At 40.6% G+C, this 18651-nt stretch carries 14 protein-coding genes; 12 read left to right on the top strand and 2 right to left on the bottom strand.

What is annotated here, in order from left to right:
- The first annotated feature begins 226 nt into the window (after positions 1-226).
- The 5 genes from QNI15_RS27125 (at position 227) to QNI15_RS27105 (ending at position 10308) form a co-directional block, all read left to right on the top strand.
- Complete coding sequence (locus QNI15_RS27125) at positions 227-2356, top strand: carboxy terminal-processing peptidase (protein ID WP_314034747.1); 2130 nt, start codon at positions 227-229, stop codon at positions 2354-2356.
- On the top strand, positions 2357-2995 hold the full coding sequence (locus QNI15_RS27120) for a hypothetical protein (RefSeq protein ID WP_314001542.1): 639 nt from the start codon (positions 2357-2359) through the stop codon (positions 2993-2995).
- Between the two features lie 269 nt (positions 2996-3264).
- A complete protein-coding gene (locus QNI15_RS27115; protein WP_314034745.1) occupies positions 3265-6705 on the top strand; it encodes a transglutaminase family protein in 3441 nt (1146 codons plus the stop codon).
- A gap of 167 nt (positions 6706-6872) precedes the next feature.
- Entirely contained in the window at positions 6873-9440 is a 2568-nt protein-coding gene (locus QNI15_RS27110; protein ID WP_314034743.1) for a circularly permuted type 2 ATP-grasp protein, read from the top strand.
- Positions 9430-10308, top strand: a complete 879-nt coding sequence (locus tag QNI15_RS27105) for a transglutaminase family protein (protein WP_314034741.1) — start codon at positions 9430-9432, stop codon at positions 10306-10308. The genes QNI15_RS27110 and QNI15_RS27105 overlap by 11 nt, the downstream gene beginning before the upstream one ends.
- Positions 10309-10343: 35 nt before the next feature.
- Here QNI15_RS27105 and QNI15_RS27100 read toward each other — a convergent pair whose 3' ends face one another.
- Positions 10344-12245: a beta-N-acetylhexosaminidase gene (locus QNI15_RS27100; RefSeq protein WP_314001547.1), complete on the bottom strand. Its 1902-nt coding sequence runs from the start codon at positions 12243-12245 to the stop codon at positions 10344-10346.
- A 224-nt stretch (positions 12246-12469) separates the two neighbouring features.
- Between QNI15_RS27100 and QNI15_RS27095 the strand changes: the two genes are divergently transcribed.
- The 3 genes from QNI15_RS27095 to QNI15_RS27085 are packed head-to-tail and all read left to right on the top strand — an operon-like array spanning position 12470 to position 14852.
- The gene (locus QNI15_RS27095; protein WP_314001549.1) at positions 12470-13774 is read left to right on the top strand and encodes a flavin monoamine oxidase family protein; all 1305 of its coding nucleotides are present in this window, start codon (positions 12470-12472) and stop codon (positions 13772-13774) included.
- A gap of 32 nt (positions 13775-13806) precedes the next feature.
- On the top strand, positions 13807-14283 hold the full coding sequence (locus tag QNI15_RS27090) for a hypothetical protein (RefSeq protein WP_314001551.1): 477 nt from the start codon (positions 13807-13809) through the stop codon (positions 14281-14283).
- Positions 14284-14309: 26 nt separating this feature from the next.
- A complete protein-coding gene (locus QNI15_RS27085) occupies positions 14310-14852 on the top strand; it encodes a CbrC family protein (protein WP_314001553.1) in 543 nt (180 codons plus the stop codon).
- 12 nt (positions 14853-14864) lie between these two features.
- Here QNI15_RS27085 and QNI15_RS27080 read toward each other — a convergent pair whose 3' ends face one another.
- Complete coding sequence (locus tag QNI15_RS27080) at positions 14865-15554, bottom strand: ArsR/SmtB family transcription factor (RefSeq protein WP_314001555.1); 690 nt, start codon at positions 15552-15554, stop codon at positions 14865-14867.
- 68 nt (positions 15555-15622) lie between these two features.
- On the opposite strand from QNI15_RS27080, the gene QNI15_RS27075 reads away from it, so the two are divergent.
- From QNI15_RS27075 to QNI15_RS27060, 4 genes are all read left to right on the top strand, one after another.
- The gene (locus tag QNI15_RS27075; RefSeq protein ID WP_314001557.1) at positions 15623-15967 is read left to right on the top strand and encodes an antibiotic biosynthesis monooxygenase family protein; all 345 of its coding nucleotides are present in this window, start codon (positions 15623-15625) and stop codon (positions 15965-15967) included.
- Between the two features lie 9 nt (positions 15968-15976).
- Entirely contained in the window at positions 15977-16369 is a 393-nt protein-coding gene (locus QNI15_RS27070; RefSeq protein ID WP_314001559.1) for an amino acid-binding ACT domain-containing protein, read from the top strand.
- Between the two features lie 269 nt (positions 16370-16638).
- Positions 16639-17535 carry an aspartyl protease family protein gene (locus tag QNI15_RS27065; RefSeq protein ID WP_314001561.1) on the top strand — a complete coding sequence of 299 codons (897 nt, stop codon included), beginning with the start codon at positions 16639-16641 and terminating at the stop codon, positions 17533-17535.
- Positions 17536-17569: 34 nt separating this feature from the next.
- Entirely contained in the window at positions 17570-18643 is a 1074-nt protein-coding gene (locus QNI15_RS27060; protein ID WP_314001562.1) for a serine hydrolase domain-containing protein, read from the top strand.
- The last annotated feature ends 8 nt before the right edge of the window (positions 18644-18651 follow it).

Here is an 18651-nt window from a genome sequence, read left to right as displayed (position 1 = left end):
TTTCTGCTCAGGTTTTACTACATTATTTCTGATAAAATCAAATTATATATTACCTGAAAATACTTTCTTCTTTCCCCTTTTCCTTCATCTTCAAAACATTTAGTAATTTGCCGAAGTGATCAGATAATCAGTTAGCTTGTGTCTTACAGCATATATATAAGAACTTGTTGACTGAAGTAATAACGCATCCCCACAAAAAGATTTACTATTCTATATATTGTTATCTATGAGTGTATTTTTACCCTGTAAGTATTTACGTATACTTTGCCTGATTGTGTTTGTTCTGGTTGGCGGTGAATCCATAGGGCAGCAAGTGAGTGCTGACAATTGGCAGCAGCAGGCGATGTCGCTACGTAAAACGCTTGAAACCAAACATTATACGTTACGTCCTTTTGATGATAACTTGTCTGAGCAGATTCTATATCAGTTCATAGAAACTATTGACCCTCACCGACTGTATTTTCAGGCATCAGACTGGCAGCAGATGAAAGTATATCGTGCACAAATAGATGATGAATTAGCTGGAAAAGAATGGAAGTTTCTTCCGTTGGTATCTTCTCTCTATAAAAATCGATTGCTTGAAGCCGAAAAGCGTATTGACGCACTAACACAAAAGCCTTTTGTGTTTTCAACTACTGAAACCATTGTATTTTCAGACTCACAAAATGGAAAGGATAGTCTGAATTTTGCAACTAATGATAAAGAAGCAATACAAAGATGGACTAAGTGGCTAAAGTACCAGACCATCGACTTGATGGTAGATGATGTAGATGAGATCATAGAAGGGAAAATTACAGCTATCAATGCAAAGGAACCTGTATCACGACTAAAGGTGCAGACTGTCGAAAAACGAAAGATTAAACGGATACTGGAAAGTCCGGCAGGATTTGATGAATTTATTGCATCTGCCTTTTTCAATGCTATTGCAGAGTGTTTCGATCCTCATTCTAACTATTTTTCGCAATCAACTGAACGAAATTTTGAAGCATCTTTAGCCAAAGAGGGGTTATCATATGGCATCGATCTGGAAGAGAACGACAAAGGTGATGTATGCATTGCCCGCTTGGTACCCGGTGGACCAGCCTGGAAATCTAGTGTATTACACAAAGGTGATGTATTACTGACATTACAATGGGCAGGAAAATCTTTGGTTGACTTGAATGGGGCAGATGTATATGAAGTGGAAGAATTACTCAATGCTTCTTCTTCTGATAAAGTAGAATTGACTGTACAAAAGGCCAATGGACAGGAGGAAAAAGTGTCATTAGTGAGAGAGAAGATTCGGGAAGATGAAAATATTGTAAAAAGTTATGTATTGAAAGGTGACAAAAAAATAGGTTATATCTTTTTACCTGGCTTTTATACAGAAACAGAAGATGCTACCAGCCTGGGTTGTGCCAATGATGTAGCCAAAGAGATTCTGAAATTGAAGAAAGTGGGTATTGAAGGATTAATACTTGACATTCGATACAACGGGGGAGGATCTTTACAGGAAGGACTGAATTTGGCAGGTATATTTGTAGATGAAGGACCACTAGGTGTAATTCAGGGAAGTGACCTGAAGCCAAGCATTATGAAAGATCAGAATCGGGGAACCATATATGATGGTCCTCTGGTACTGATGGTCAATGGTCAGAGTGCTTCTGCATCGGAACTGCTGGCAGCAACCCTGCAGGATTACAATCGTGCATTGGTTGTGGGGTCTTCTACCTTTGGAAAAGCTACAGGACAGATTGTGTTACCTCTAAGCCAGAATGCCAACCCAGTAGCACTGAAAGAAGCCCGAACAGAATGGGGATATGCAAAAGTGACTGTAAATAAATTGTATCGGATTACAGGTAAAAGTGCACAACTGAAAGGTGTGCAACCTCATATCTATTTACCAGACATGTATGAAACCATTTCGTACAAGGAACACACAAAGTCGTTTGCACTGGCTTCGGATTCTGTTACTAAAAAGATCTACTATACTCCATTGAAGGTATTGCCTGTAGCTGAACTTTCAGCAAAGAGCAAAACCAGAACAATGGCTTTACCTGTATTTCAGGCTATTCAGAAACAAAATGAAGTTCTGCGAAATCGTATAGCTAAAAGCAATCGCACCATTCCTCTGCATCCTGCATCATATAGAACGTATGTATTGGAAACTTATATAGGTTGGGAAGAATTTGAAAAAACGATGGAAGATGCCAAAGCTTCGTTTACAGTTGAAAATACAGGATATGACAAAGAGGTACTACAGATCGATGCATACACCAAAGAAATCAATGAAGGGCTTATTGAAAACATCACACAGGATATTTATATAGAGGAAGCTTATCAAATTATGAAAGATTGGCTGGCTTTACTTAAATAGATGCCTGTTTATAATCAAAGTATCGATGTTGCAATGTACACAATCAGAAAAAATCTGATCTATGGTCTTTTTTTAGTTGTTTCATGTATTACAAGCAGTAAGAACATACAAAATGGTTTTGCTATCAGCAAATCATGTACATGTTCTCCCTTAAAGGGCTGGGCTGATACTTATAAAAGAAAAATTGTCTATAGATATGATCCAATGTCTGTTAAAATTAATGGACTGTTATATCATCCAGTTACTTTTGACTACAAAGATGTTGGAAAAAGTAACAGTGGGTATTTGCGGATAAGTCAAGATACAGTATTCTGGCTGGACACAACATGGGAAACAGAAAGTATTTTTGGTAATAAATTAAGGAAGGAGCAGGTATTTGCCATTTTGAGTCCAAACCAGGTTTCAAATTGGGAGTTACACACCTCTTCTGCTTTACTCAAGTCTCACATGATTAGTCTGAAAAGAGTAATTAAATCTCATGAGGAGCTGATTTATGAGTATGAATTTAAAGTTGAAAATGTATCTTCTTTGGGAAGTGATTATCTGATTATAGAGCAAATGAATATTTCAAAAGAAAGAGGGATAATTAGTTTAGTACTTCAATCTTCTGGTGGAGAAAAAGCAGTATGTACATTTTAAGTTGCTTGCATTTCTACATAATACATAGATAAGGGAGAGTAGTCTAAGAATATAAAACCCGCATCTAGTCAGTTTTGCAATATAAAACTGACTAGATGCGGGTTTTTGTAGTTTTATTATGTTGGCGGTTCTATTTTCAGAATAGAATATGGTAAATAATGCAAGCCACGAAATAAAAAATAATGAAAAACAGGGTGAATATTCGTTCTATCTAAAAAAAACGTTATTTTTCACAGATCAAACCCCCTGAATCGTGTAATACTTATAGTATGGCTATAAAAGTTGCTATTTCACATAAGACGAAGTATTCTTACGACCGATATATAAATCTTGGTCCACATATTTTTCGTTTACGTCCTGCACCTCATTCCAGAACGCCTATCGAAGGGTATTCTTTTAAAATATATCCTGAAAACCACTTTATCAATTGGCAACAGGACCCTTTTGGGAACTATCTGGCCAGAGTGATTTTTCCTGAAAAAACCAATGAACTTCGTATTGAAGTAGAGGTGATTGCCCGGATGGAAGTAATCAATCCATTTGATTTTTTTGTAGAAGATTCGGCAGAATACTATCCATTTGTCTATGATGAACAGCTACAGAAAGAACTTGTGCCTTATCTGGAAGTGCGGGAATCCGGACCCAAGCTGCTGGAGTGGGTTGAAAAGAATAAAATCCATGAAAAGAAACGTACAATAGATTATCTGGTGCAGCTTAACCAGCAACTGAATAAAGATATCTATTATAATATTCGTATGGAGTCGGGAGTGCAGACTTGTGAAGAGTCGCTAACCCGATTAAGTGGTTCCTGTCGGGATTCTGCCTGGCTTCTGGTACAAATATTACGACATCTGGGTATTGCAGCACGTTTTGTTTCCGGGTATTCCGTACAGTTGAAAGCAGATGTAAAGCCATTGGAAGGGCCTCCTGGTCCTGGATCTGATATTACAGACTTACATGCCTGGGCTGAGGCCTATATTCCTGGAGCAGGATGGATTGGTTTGGATGCCACTTCTGGCTTACTGACTGGCGAAGGGCACATTCCGTTGAGTTGTACTCCGGATTATGCCAGTTCTGCACCTGTAGTAGGTGGAAGGGATGCTGCTGAATCTGTCTTTGAGTTCGAAAATAAGGTATTTCGTATTCATGAAGATCCACGTGTTACAAAGCCTTATACAGATGAGCAATGGAATAAAATTGTAGAGGTAGGCCATGTAGTAGAAGCTGATCTTCAGGCTGGTGATGTACGTATGACAATGGGAGGTGAGCCAACCTTTGTTTCTATTGATGACATGGAGTCGCCGGAATGGAATTCTGCTGCTGATGGGCCTTTGAAACGGAAGCTGGCCTATGACTTGTCCCTTCGTTTAAAGAACCGGTTTGCATTTGGAGGACTTTTGCATTTTGGACAAGGCAAATGGTATCCGGGTGAACCATTTCCCAGATGGCAATATGCCCTGTACTGGCGAAAAGATGGATTGTCTTTATGGCGTAATGATGACTTGATTGCGAAGGAAACAGATAATCGGTTTACCTTTCACGATGCAGAACGTTTCATGATCGAACTGGCCTACTATCTGGGTATTGCGCCTGAGAATATAGTACCTGCCTATGAAGATCCGGTCTATTGGGCATTGGAGGAGGGAAAGATACCCGTAAATCTTGACCCGCTGGATGTAAACTTAAAAGATTCTATAGAGAGACGTACTCTGGCTGGTCTTTTGGAAAGAGGAATGAACAATCCCAAAGGGTTTGCAGTGCCTCTGGCCTGGAATTACTGGAACGATACCTGGACGAGTTGTGTATGGCAATTTCGTAGAAGTCACTGTTTTCTGATTCCAGGAAACTCTCCTGTTGGCATGAGGCTACCGTTGGAATCTCTTCCGTATGTAACGAAAAACAAACGGGAAGTAGCTTTTGATCGTAGCCAGTTTGAAGATTTGCCTGCCTTAATGGATTACCAGACGAAAGTTTCGGAACGGTATGGCACATTGGCACCTCCTTATCAGGCACCTGTTGCTACAGAACCCACTTCTCATGGAGAAGAGGAAAAAGATACAAAGAAGAATTTTTATACAAATAAGGGAACTGAAAAAGCTCCACTCTTTGAAGTTGATACAATTCGTACTGCTCTTTGTGTAGAAGAACGCGAAGGTATTCTGTATGTTTTTCTGCCTCCCACTACCTATCTGGAGCATTATATTGATCTGATTACTTCTATTGAGGCAACAGCTGAGAAACTTCAAATGCCTGTTCGCATAGAAGGGTATGCGCCACCAACTGATTACCGGATGCAAAAACTGGTGGTGTCTCCTGATCCGGGTGTTATTGAAGTAAATATTCACCCGTCTCATAACTGGCAGGAATTAATTGACAATACAACAGCACTGTATGAAGAAGCATTTTTTGCTCGCCTAGGTACAGAGAAGTTTATGGTTGATGGACGCCATACAGGAACAGGGGGAGGCAATCATGTAACTATCGGAGGCGCAAAGCCTGCTGATAGTCCTATCTTACGACGACCTGATCTGCTACGTAGTTTAATCACATACTGGCAACATCATCCAGCCCTGAGCTATTTGTTTTCCGGACCCTTTATTGGACCTACCAGTCAGGCTCCGCGTATTGATGAAGGACGAGACGAAAGGCTCTATGAAGTAGAGCTTGCCTTTGATCAAATACCGGAAAACGAGCATGTGCCTTTCTGGATGGTAGACCGTATCTTCCGTAACCTACTTGTAGACATCACTGGCAATACACATCGTACAGAGTTTTGTATTGACAAATTATACTCTCCGGATTCTTCTACTGGACGATTGGGTATACTAGAATTTCGGGCTTTTGATATGCCTCCACATAAGCATATGAATCTGGTGCAAACCTTATTGATTCGTGCGTTAGTGGCTAAGTTCTGGAATGAACCTTACAAGAAAAAACTAATCCGGTGGGGAACAGAGTTACACGATCGTTTCTTGTTACCACATTTTGCTTATATGGATATGATGGATGTGGTAAACGATCTGAAAGCTTCTGGTTACGATTTTGATATATCCTGGTTTGATCCGTTTTTTGAGTTTCGTTTTCCACATCATGGTACTATTACAGTTGGAAATACACAACTCGAGTTGCGATTGGGTATTGAGCCTTGGCATGTCTTAGGTGAAGAACTTTCAAATGTAGGCACTGCTCGTTTTGTAGATTCATCTCTGGAACGGTTACAGGTAAAGGTGAGTGGTTTTATACAGGATCGTCATATACTTATTTGTAATGGTTGTCGTGTTCCTTTACGTAATACAGGAGTGAAAGGGGAATACGTAGCAGGTGTTCGGTATAAAGCCTGGAATCCTCCATCTGCTTTACATCCTACCGTAGGGGTGGATTCCCCACTGGTGTTTGATATTGTAGATTCCTGGAACAACCGTATTCTGGGTGGATGTACCTATTTTGTTTCCCATCCGGGAGGACGCAGTTTTGATACCTATCCTGTGAATAGTTATGAAGCGGAATCCAGACGAATCAGTCGTTTCTGGGATTTTGGCCATACTCCTTCACAAACCAATCAGATTCCTGTACCTGTAAAATATACACCCAGCATATCACGGTTTGTCGCTGAAAATAAAAGCAGTGTAAAGCTGGATACTCCTGTTGAATTGATAAATTCTGAATATCCTAATACATTGGATTTAAGGAGGTTCTGGAAGGCAAGGTAATACTTAGAGAAGGATTTGGGTATATACTGCCATATTACCCGGTCTAATACTTACCTTTGTCAGAATATATAGGATGATATACTCATCCTGTTGGCAAAAAAACATTGCAGCAGAAGATAGAAGATATTCGTATTGTACGAGAGATTATTTGGACATAACACAATTCAATGCTTACTGAGAATTCTATACGTTTGTTGCAGTCTTACCAGAAACAGATCAGTTCCTATGATGAAATAGTAGATAGCAAAGGGCAGGTAAAGCCTGTTTGGGCAACGCTTTTTGCTTCTATTGAAAAAATAGGAATACAGGAGATGACAAACCGGAAACAGGAGATTGTCAATACATTGCGGGAAATTGGTGCTACCTATAACGTATACGAATCTCCGGATGGAATGAACCGACCCTGGCAGTTGGATAGCATTCCGTTTCTGATAGAACAAAAAGAATGGCAACAGATTTCCAGAGGATTGCAGCAACGGGCTACCTTACTGGATCTGATGCTAAAAGATATATATGGTGATGGCAGGTTACTGAAAGATGGGATTTTACCTCCTGAACTAGTCTATGGTAATACAGGATTTTATCGGGCCTGCCATGATGCAAAGATTGCCGGATCAAAGCAGTTGCTTGTCCATGCTGTAGACATGGCGAGAGGCCCTGATGGTCGTATGTGGGTGCTGGACAATCGAACACAAGCTCCTTCTGGTTCGGGTTATGCCTTAGTGAATAGAAGCGTGGTAAGTAAGCTGTTGCCCGAATTGGCTGAAGGCATGTATGTGAGTAGGCTGGCTCCATTCTTTACAACTATGCAGAATACTCTTATTCAGGCTTCTGGCCGTTTACGGGACAATCTGAATATTGTATATCTGACTCCTGGACCCAATAATGAGTCCTATTTTGAACAGGCATACTTGGCTTCTTATTTAGGATATCCATTGGTGCAAGGTGATGATCTACTGGTTCGGGATGGCTATGTCTGGTTGAAATCCATAGATGGATTGGAACGTGTAGATGTGATTATACGCAGAATTGATGATGAGTGGTGCGATCCGTTGGAGCTGCGTGAAGATTCCCGTCTCGGAGTGCCCGGGTTGTTACATGCCATTCGGATGGGAAATGTAACTGTCGTAAATCCTCCTGGTTCCAGTGTGCTGGAAAATAATGCCCTGCATGCATTTTTGCCTACTACCTGCCGCTATTTGCTGGGTGAAGATCTGATATTGCCACCTATTGCTACCTGGTGGTGTGGGCAAACAGCAGAACTAAACTATGTGCTGGAAAACCTGCACAAACTGATTATCAAGAAAGCTAATCGTCGACAGAAGTTTCGTTCGGTGTATGGAAGATTACTTTCCCGCATGCAGTTGCAGGAGTTGAAAAAAGCTATTCGTGAATCTCCTTCAGAATACATTGCACAGGAAGAAGTAAGTTTTTCGACTACGCCATCGCTGATAGGAGATACCATTGAGCCGCGTTATGCAGCTATCCGGGCCTATCTGATTGCTTCTGAAAATGGCTATCAGGTTATGCAGGGTGGACTGACGCGTAGCTCTCCTGAAAAAGATCGCTTTGTTGTGTCCAATCAATACGGAAGTATTTCCAAAGACACCTGGATTGTATCAGATAGGGTAGAAGAGGTAAAGGAAAAGATTACATTGTCGGCAGGAATCAGTATACAAAAACATACTTCCTTGCCTAGCCGTAGCGCCGAGAATCTATTCTGGGTAGGTCGATACTGTGAACGTACATTATCTACTACTACCTTTATCGGAATCACACTGGATGTACTGAACGGACATCGAAACTTTGGAGGATCGACCAAGAGTGAACATATGGAATTGTTATTAAGGGCGCTGACTCATCTTACACTCACTTATCCTGGGTTTGTAGAAGATGAGAAAGGGGATATTCTGAAAAATCCATATCCAGAAATTCTGGATTTGATTTCCAATGCGCAAAAGACAGGAACCATTGCCTATAATATTCAGTCATTTTTGATGTCTATCATTGCAGTGCGTGACAAATGGAACCTGGAAACCTGGCGTATTGTAGATCTGATCGAGAATATTCTGAAGAAGATAAAAGATCCGGCTACTCTCAATACCAATACCGTTCAGCAATTGCTGGACAAACTCCAAACCCGCTTGTTTACATTTTATGGTATTCTGTCTGAGACAATGCCCCGAAACAATGAGTATTTGTTGTTGGAGGCAGGAAAACAGATGGAACGTATCCTTTTGCGGATCAGTATCCTGCGATCTACACTGGTTTTTAAGTATGAAGAAAGCACCGAACATGAGATACTGGAAGCAGTATTATTATACCATCACTTGTTGGTCAATTATCGGATGATGTATCGGGCTCAACTGACAGTAGAAGCCACACTGGACATGATTCTCCTGGAAGAGACGCTGCCTTATTCGCTGGTATATCAACTAAATGCATTGTCTACCTGCCTAGGTAATCTCCCACGCGCAGGACAAAATACAAGACTGAATCAGGCACAAAAAGCTGTGTTGGAAGCATCTGCTTTGGTAAAGCTATCAGACATCACGCAGCTGAGTAAGTACGATTCGGAATCTTTCTATCGGGAAGATCTGGATAAATTGCTTTCAGAAGTAAGCAGACTGATTTCCTCTGTCTCTGTGACATTAACCAGTCTCTATTTCAGTCATACCATTATGCAGCATTCGTTTATTCAGTCAAACGACAACGGCAAAGCCCATGAAATATAACCTTATCCATATTACGCATTATGAGTATAAGGAGCCGGTAAATATTTATCATAGTCTGGCTTGTCTTACACCTCGTACGTTACCTAATCAGTTATGCGCTGATTTTACCATAAAGATCACTCCAAAGCCTACAGAGATTGTTGCCCGCACCGATTTCTTTGGAAATACAGTGCACTACTTTTCCATTCATTCGCTTCACACAGAACTGACTGTTTTGACAACCAGTCAGATAGATCGTTTTCCGTTGGGCAATGATTTGTCACTGTTCGCTACGGATATGACATGTGCCAGAGCTAGAGAGGAATGCTGGACAAGTACAGCCTTGAAGATACAGTTGTTACAATTTATGCTGCCAAGTCCGTATGTATTCTGGGACGAAGAAATCAAGGCTTTTGCCAAAGATTGTTTTCCGAATAACCAATCATTGTTTGACAGTTTGAAAATGTTGTGTCACAAGTTGTTTACTACCATTAAATATGTACCTGAGTCTACAACTATAAATACACCTATTAAAACAGTATTACGTGAAAAGAAAGGTGTATGTCAGGATATATCTCATCTGGCAATTGCCTGTATTCGGAGTATGGGGTTTGCAGCTCGTTATGTGAGTGGATATCTGGAAACACTGCCACCTCCTGATAAACCTAAGCTACAAGGATCAGATGCCTCTCATGCCTGGATTTCTGTTTATATTCCGGATTTAGGATGGTGTGATTTTGATCCAACCAATGATATGATTCCGCAAGAACGCCATATTACTACTGCTTGGGGACGTGATTACAGTGATGTTCCTCCACTTAAGGGGATTATCTTTAGCGCCGGCAAACATACACTGAAGGTAGCTGTGGATGTATTATCACTGGAATAAAAAAGAGGTCTGGTAAAATCCAGACCTCTTTTTTATTATTTCTTGGCTCTTTTTTCAAGATCTTCTGCCTTGATAGTAATTTGTTTACCTAGTGGCTTGCCATCCCGGTAGGTGATTACCCGAAAAATATCCGTTCCGTCAGGCAGTTCAACAGGTTTACTATACTTGTTGGAGAACTTATCCGGAAATGTATTGTCTGTAGTATAATAGATGTCTAGTCCGCTAAGTTCTGTACTCAAATCCACTACAATTTTTCCCGCACTGTTTTTCTGAATTTTGAAGATAGGATCATATATAGTGGTGGCATATTTGACCTCTGCCAGATCTGCCCGACTAAAGTGATTTTCTACCCGTTTGGTAAAACCATCCCAGTTTTTTTTGTTTTTCGGAGACCAATATACTTCGGACAAGGCCCAGGCTCTGGGATATGTCATATATTCTACGTGACGGGAAGTTGGCACTTGTTCTGTCCACAGGTTGCCTTGTCCTCCCAAGATGTAGGTTGAATCTACACCCGCAGGAACAGGGTTCCAGTCATAGGATGTTTTCAGACGCAGTGTGCTATAGATACGGATCTCTGTAGATATATCTCCTTGCATATAATCCAGATAAGCATACTGCACCGGACTCATTACAACCGGATGTTTCAGTTTGGCTGCCTGAATTCCACCCTGTACACTTCTCCAACTCATGACAGCTGCATTGGGAGCCAATCCACCTTCCAGAATTTCATCCCAGCCAATCAGTTTTTTGCCTTTTTTCTCTATGATCTTTTCAACCCGTTTTACAAAATAACTTTGCAATTCTTCCAGTGTTTTTAATCCTTGTTTTTTCATCAGGGCCTGACAACCTGGATCTTTCTCCCAGAAACCATGATAACATTCATCTCCTCCCATATGGATATATGTACCTGGAAATAAAGTGGCAATTTCACCAAATACTTTATCCAGAAACTCGTACACTTTTTCATCAGAAGGATTTAGTGTATTGTCTTCCAGCATCTTGAACTTTCCGTTTCCATACCATTCGGAAAACTTGGTTCCGGGGTTTACTTTGGTGTTAGCATTTTTGGTGCAGGACAACCAGGGATAGGCTGCAATAGCTGCCATACTATGCCCTGGTACATCTACTTCCGGGACAATGGTAACATGACGGTCCTGCGCATATTTTACGATCTCTTTGATGTCTTCCTGTGTATAAAAACCTCCATAGGTAGGTTTTTCCCCTTCCTGTTGGGCTTTGCGATCTCCAAAATATCCTGTACGTTCTACTCGCCAGGCACCTACTTCTGTTAGCTTTGGATAACTTTTGATTTCAATTCGCCAGCCGTTGTCATCTGTCAGGTGCCAGTGAAATACGTTGTATTTGTAACGTACCAATTGATCTATATAGGCTTTGACGTATTCTTTAGGGAAGAAGTGGCGGCTTACGTCCAGCATAATACCTCTCCATGCAAAACGGGGATAATCACTGATGCTTACTCCGGGAATCTGCCAGTTAATGCCACTTACAGCTGTTTTGCTTTCAATCTCTTTGGGTAATAGCTGCAGAAGAGTCTGGACACCATAAAATAATCCGGCAGGCTGATTTGCTTTGATGGTAACTTCTGTAGGGGTGACATCCAGCAGGTAGCCATCTGGTTTAATTGCTGCATCCGGTTTTGTATTGAGCAGAAATGTTATTTTGGAACCAGAAGCAGATTCTGCTGTTTTTAAATTAAGTCCTGTCGCTGGTTTTATTTTGTCGCTGAAATAGGTAGCTACTTTACGGGCTTCCGCGTTATTGGATGCAACCAAGGTGGTACCTGAAGAGAGTGAAAAAATACCGGAGGTAGATTGAAGACTGACAGGCTCAGGTATAATCGAATAGGTCTGGGCCTGCAATGAGGCACACAGGCTGAAAAAGAGAAGAAGAGTACAGTAAGCGATTTTTTTCATATAGTTTAGGGATAATTAAGTTATATGCCTATCCTTGGAATAGTAAAATAAAACCATCTTGTTTGTATTCACAATATATTGTGTGTATAAGAGTGAATAAAACCAGAATCTGGTAGATTTATTATTTTAGTTGTTTCTGTAGATATGTCCTATATAAACGAAGTAAAAGGCTATTTCTACTCAAATAAATTCAAATTTATATAAATTGTTGACGATTATCATTTATGAGTTCATATGATGTAGTAATTATTGGTGCAGGTGCATCTGGTTTACTGGCTGCACGTGAGTTGGCTCGTGCTGGAAAGAAGGTAAGAGTATTGGAGGCAAGAGATCGGATTGGAGGACGCATTCATACTATACAAAAAGCTGGGTTTAGTATTCCTGTAGAAACAGGCGCTGAATTTGTGCATGGTGACTTGCCTGTTTCTCTGGGTTTGCTGAAAGAAGCCGGATTGGAGTATCTGGAGATGGAAGGATCTGCCTGGAGGGTAGAAGAGGGGAAGGTCCGGCAAAGTGATTCGTCTTCGATTGAAGAATGGGATTTGCTGCTGGAAAAGATGAGTCAGCTAACAATAGATGAACCCATCGGGCAATTTCTGGAGACACACTTTCCAGATGAAGAATATAAAGGGCTAAGAGAATCTGTTACCGGTTTTGTAGAAGGCTATGATGCAGCAGAAACGTCAAAGGCGAGTACATTGGCTTTGCGTGAAGAATGGTCAGAAGAAAATGAAGCACCACAATACCGTATGCCAGCAGGATATAGTAAGCTACTCGATTTCCTTGCAATAGATTGCGAAAAACAGGGTGGAGAAATTTCCCTCAATGCATTGGTAACCCATGTAAGCTGGCGTAAAGGACATGTAGAGGTACAGACAAGCAATGAAAAAACAGTGCATGCCTCTCGGATCATTTTTACGTTGCCACTAGGTGTATGGCAGGCTGAACCAAATAGTACTGGAACCATTCATATAAAGCCTGAGATTCCAGCAGTTCGATCTGCCTTTCAGCAAATGGGCTTTGGGGCTGTCATAAAGTTTGTCCTGGAATTTCAGTCTGCATTCTGGGAGAAAGAGAATCCGTTACCTGTACAGAAAATGTCTGAACTGGGTTTTTTGTTTTCCGACGCAAACATTCCAACCTGGTGGACTCAATCTCCTCAAAAAGCTCCTGTACTCTGTGGCTGGCTAGCTGGTCCCAAAGCTGTTTCCTATCAGACATATACTAAGGAACAGTTAATGACACTGGCTATAGATACATTAGCTTATCTGTTTGGTACCTCATCAGCTGTACTAGAGGAACAACTAGTTGCGGAAGAAATAACTAACTGGACAATAGACCCTTTGACACGTGGTGCCTATGCCTATGCTACTGTTGAGAGCAAAGAGGCATTAAAAATAGTATCTGAGCCAGTAGAAGATACATTGTTTTTTGCCGGAGAAGCTTTATATGATGGTCCTGCTATGGGAACGGTAGAAGCCGCATTTGCCAGTGGACTGGCTGTTGCACACCGGATAGTAAAAAGTTAGGATTCTGAATGAAAAATAAGTCAAAGCCTTGTATGAAATATTTGCTGTTATGTTGTCTGATGGGTGTGGGTTGTACTACTAGCCAGACAAAGGACACCATAGATTTAGGCCAGATAGATAGTAAAGATACACTACTTGTACAAAATGTGCAGGGACATGCAGATACAGTGGTGATAGACAAGAGAGTTGCGTTATTTATTTCGCCAGATACGATACAAATAGAGAAAAGTAAGAAAGAACTGGGAGAAGAAAATTTTTATGTGGGAGCAGACGATTATATGTTTTATATGAGTAATGCCCGCGACTTTCTGGATAGTATGAAGATTGCGACGCTTGATATACAGGGAAAGAAGTTCGTAAAATTTATGTATAGTAATAAATCACAGCAAATAGTGGCGTTGGATACGTTACCTGCTCTCTGGAGCATTTATTTTTTTGATCCGAATAAGAAGGTGAAAGATGTTGACATGACCATGATCAAAGAGGAGTATGAGAACTATTTTCAATAAGACTGTGGTAGCAGCCAAAAATACATATGGAATTACCTGTGTTTAAGTATAGCCCGAATGCCTATAAGCTGGGTGTATTTGACCGCATTGATGGAGTTTGTTCTATCTGCAATGAACACCGGAACCTGAAATATACTGGCTCTTTTTATAGCATTCATAAGCCAGACTATATCTGTCCCTGGTGTATTGCAGATGGTAAAGCTGCTGAAAAATACAACGGAGAGTTTAATGACTATCTGGGTATTGAAGGTGTATCGCCAGATCCCAATGATCCACCTCCTTCTATTGCTCAGGAACTGATAATAGAAGTAACAGAAAAAACACCGGGCTATCACTCCTTTCAACCAGAAGTATGGTTAACACATTGTGGTGAGCCTTGTGCGCTGATTGGATATGCAGATAGCGAAACCATAAAGCCCTACTTAGCGGAGCTTAAACACGATATTGAATACCTGGAATATTCACCGGAATATATTATCAATCACCTGACAAAAGATGGTCCTCTGGCTGGGTATTTGTTTCAGTGCCTCACCTGTGGACAGCACAGACTACATGTAGATGGCGATTAAATAGCTGGTCACTTATTGCAAGGTGATACCCAATATCTCATAAAGAGATTGAGATCCTTGTGAGGTAACTACTAATTCTCTTGAAAACTGGACTTTCCTGAACCATCCTTTCTGGAGCATTTTTTCCAATAAAACAGCACCTAACTGACCTGCCAGATGAGGACGTCGTTCGGACCAGTCCAGACACTGACGTGTTAAAGGACGACGGGTTGCTGGCAAATTATCAGCTGTAATATTAAACTGTGAGAGCCATTCCCAGCCCTTTTCTGTCACCAAATAGACTGAATCTGACTTCTGCAAATAGTCTTTTGTTTCCATTGCCTCCGTAATTTGTACCCCTACGTAACCTGCCATATGATCATAGCAGGTTCTACAATAATGAATGCCTTTGCCAGGAGCTGCGTTTGGTGATTTTGTAGATCTATCCGCTTTGGCAAGGTTTGCCAGAGATTCTACTACATAAGCCACTTCTGAGCTAAAAAAATTGTAATACCGATGTCGTCCCTGTGTTTCTACCTTCAGGATATCTGCCTCTAACAACCTGGACAGATGATTGCTGGCAGATGTCGTTGAAATATCTGCAGCATTGGCTAGCTCAGTGGCTGTATAGGCTCGCCCATCTAATAGGCTCCATAACATTCTGGCTCGGGTGGGTTCACACAATAAGCCTGAGATAAACACAAATCTTTCTTCTGTATCCATAGTTCAGTATAGGATGAAGTGTAAATGTAGCCATTCCTGTACGTTTGCTCAAACAAACAAATCCGAAAATGATCGCAGTACTATTTGAAGCATTTCCCGAAAAAGACAAATGGGATGAGTATCTGGACATTGCCGCCAGACTCCGGCCTGAATTAAGCAAGATAGAAGGTTTTATCTCTATTGAGCGGTTTCAGAGTATTACACAACCCGAAAAAGTATTGTCCTTATCCTTCTGGCAGGATGAAGAGAGTATTGCCCAATGGCGAAATCTGGAACTACATCGAATGGCTCAAAAAAAAGGCAGAGACTCTGTTTTTGAAAACTACCGGTTACGGGTAGCCACTGTAATAAGAGACTACGGAATGACAGATAGACAACAGGCACCTGAAGATAGTAAATCCATTCATCATTAATTATCTTTTATGAAAGACATTGAAATTAAACTGGAAAACAAAGTTGGCATGCTAGCTTTACTAGGTGAAACATTAGGAAAAAACAAAATCAGTCTGGAAGGGGGTGGCGTATTTGACAATGGACAGTATGCCGTTGCACACTTTCTGGTTGAGGAGGCTGAACAGGCAAAGAAGGTATTGGAAGAGGTAGGGATACAAGTGGTTACTATTCACGAGGTAATTATTCAAAAGCTAAGACAGGATGTGCCAGGACAACTGGGACTGTTTTGTCGGCGATTAGCCGACGCTAATATTAACATCCTGACTCAATACAGTGATCATTCCAATCAGCTAATTGTTGTTGTTGATCAATATGAAGATGCTCTTCGTGTATCTAAGGCATGGATGAAGGAATGGTGGTAATAGGTGAGATTCCAATTTTGTACATGAGTCATTCTTACTTTTAAGGAAAAGTATAGGTAATGCATTATTACTATTTTGAGATTATATAATCTTTTCTCTAATAGTTAAAATGACTCATGTAACCACTCTTAACGGAATAGTGGATGTTTATCCATATCTGTGATTGTTTTATTGCCGCTATTTTCTTTTTGTCTATCTTCAGCCGTGTACAGTCATATTTCACCTATTGTCTGATTTTTTCCTTTGTCAACATCTAATACCCACTCTTTATGCGTAAAATAGGTACTCTGATTCTGTGTTATTGCCTTTCTTATAACCTGTTTGGACAAGGAGAAGTACATAGTATTCCTTTCCAGCTTACAGAATACAACAATATCTCTGTAAAGGCTATTTTGAATGAGAAAGATACTGTGAATCTGATGTTTCACTCTGCTGCGAATTTTGTAACATTAACGGAAGAGGCAGTTTCCAGATTAAAAACCATAACTTTTCAGGAGAAGACAGAAGGGATTAAGAGCTGGGGTGGGGATGTAAACTCTGCCCGGTTTAGTGAGAAGAATACTTTACAGATAGGAGATCTGACATGGAAAGATCTACCTCTCTGGGAAAATAAAAACTCCGGACGAAAGACAGATGGAAAAGTTGGAATAGATTTACTCAAAGACAAGGTGATTGAACTGGATTTCGAGAAACAGGTAATGATAGTTTCTGAAAGTCTTCCTGCCAAGAGTAAAAAATATAAAAAACACAAACTGGTTTTTGAGAATGACTATATGTTTCTGGAGGCAAACTGCAAAGTAGGAGATAGTACACTGACTAACCGATTTCTGATTCATTCCGGCTATTCCGGAGCTATTCTGTTTGATGATGCCTTTACTGGAGAACATAAACTGGGAGAGAAATTGAAAATTACCAGTGAAAAGAAGCTGACAGATTCGTATGGAAATGTAGTAAAAACCAAACAGGCTATTTTACCTGAACTAAAAATAGGCAATGAAACCTTGTCTAACGTGCCTGTTGGATTTTTCGAAGGAGCTATCGGTCGGCAGAAAATGAGCGTGCTGGGAGGTGAGATTATAAAACGTTTTTCTATTATCATAGATGCTCGTCGGGAGTATATATATTTGAAACCCAATCGCCTCAAAGGTATGGAGTATGCTTCCTGATACAATCTGATTACTTTTCCTTTAATACGATTTCATGAAAAACCTTTTTTGGGCACTTAGTGCCTCTCTTTTTCTGTTTGCACTTCCATTGTCGATTACTTGTATCCCTGCCACCCAGCTAGATGACCGATTGCCTGTTCAAACAGTTGGCGATGCCATAGATTCGGTATTAACTATACAACCACAGAAACCATTTAATGGAGCTATCCTTGTTGCTAGAGGCGATAGTGTGGTATATTCTCATGAACAAGGGTATGCGAATTTTAGCAGCAAGAAACTTTTGGCGTTGACTGATCAGTTTGTGATAGGCTCTATTAGTAAGCAACTGACAGCTGTAGTACTATTACAAGCATATGATAAGGGATTGGTTAAATTGCATGTACCTATCCGAAGATATCTTCCGGAATTGACGCACTCTTGGGCTGACACTGTAACCATTCATCATCTGCTTACTCATATGCATGGTATTACAGCATTGGATAAGCCTGTAAAGTTCCCTGTTGGTACACAGTATGCCTATTCGCAGATTGGCTATAATCTGCTAGCTAGAATAGCTGAACAGGTATCCGGAAAGCCATTTGCTGAACTATCCAAAATACTTTTTCTTCAATGTGGTATGAGAAATACCTTCCATCCGGATACAAAAGGGTATCTGCATCTGGTTGAAGGCTACACTGAGCAGGCCAATGGAACGTTGGAAAGAGAAAAAGATACATTTGAGAATTATCCGGCTGCAGGTACATTTATCTCTACTGTACAGGATTTGTTACAATGGAACAGGTGTTTATATGGTGGCAAACTTTTGAAAAAGAAGACACTGGCATTGATGATGACTCCGCAGAAAGGAGCTGTGCGGCAACACCCATTGTTTGGCTTAACATTCTATGGATATGGTGTTACCATAGATCAGAAAGATAACATACGACAATATGGCTTAACAGGCTATGTGCCTGGTTTTATTTCAATGAATTTCTATTACCCTGACACAAAAACAAGTATCATTGCTTGGGAGAATACAGTGTATGATGTTGACGATCTGAAAAAGACTTTTCTTTATCATACAGGCATACTTCAGTCTGTCAGGAAATGGCAATCAGATAAGAAATAACAAGTTTA

Source organism: Xanthocytophaga flava, assembly GCF_030068545.1.
GTDB lineage: Bacteria > Bacteroidota > Bacteroidia > Cytophagales > 172606-1 > Xanthocytophaga > Xanthocytophaga flava.
The sequence above is the reverse complement of the archived record's forward strand: the minus strand, read 5'-3'. Positions and strand labels throughout refer to the sequence as shown.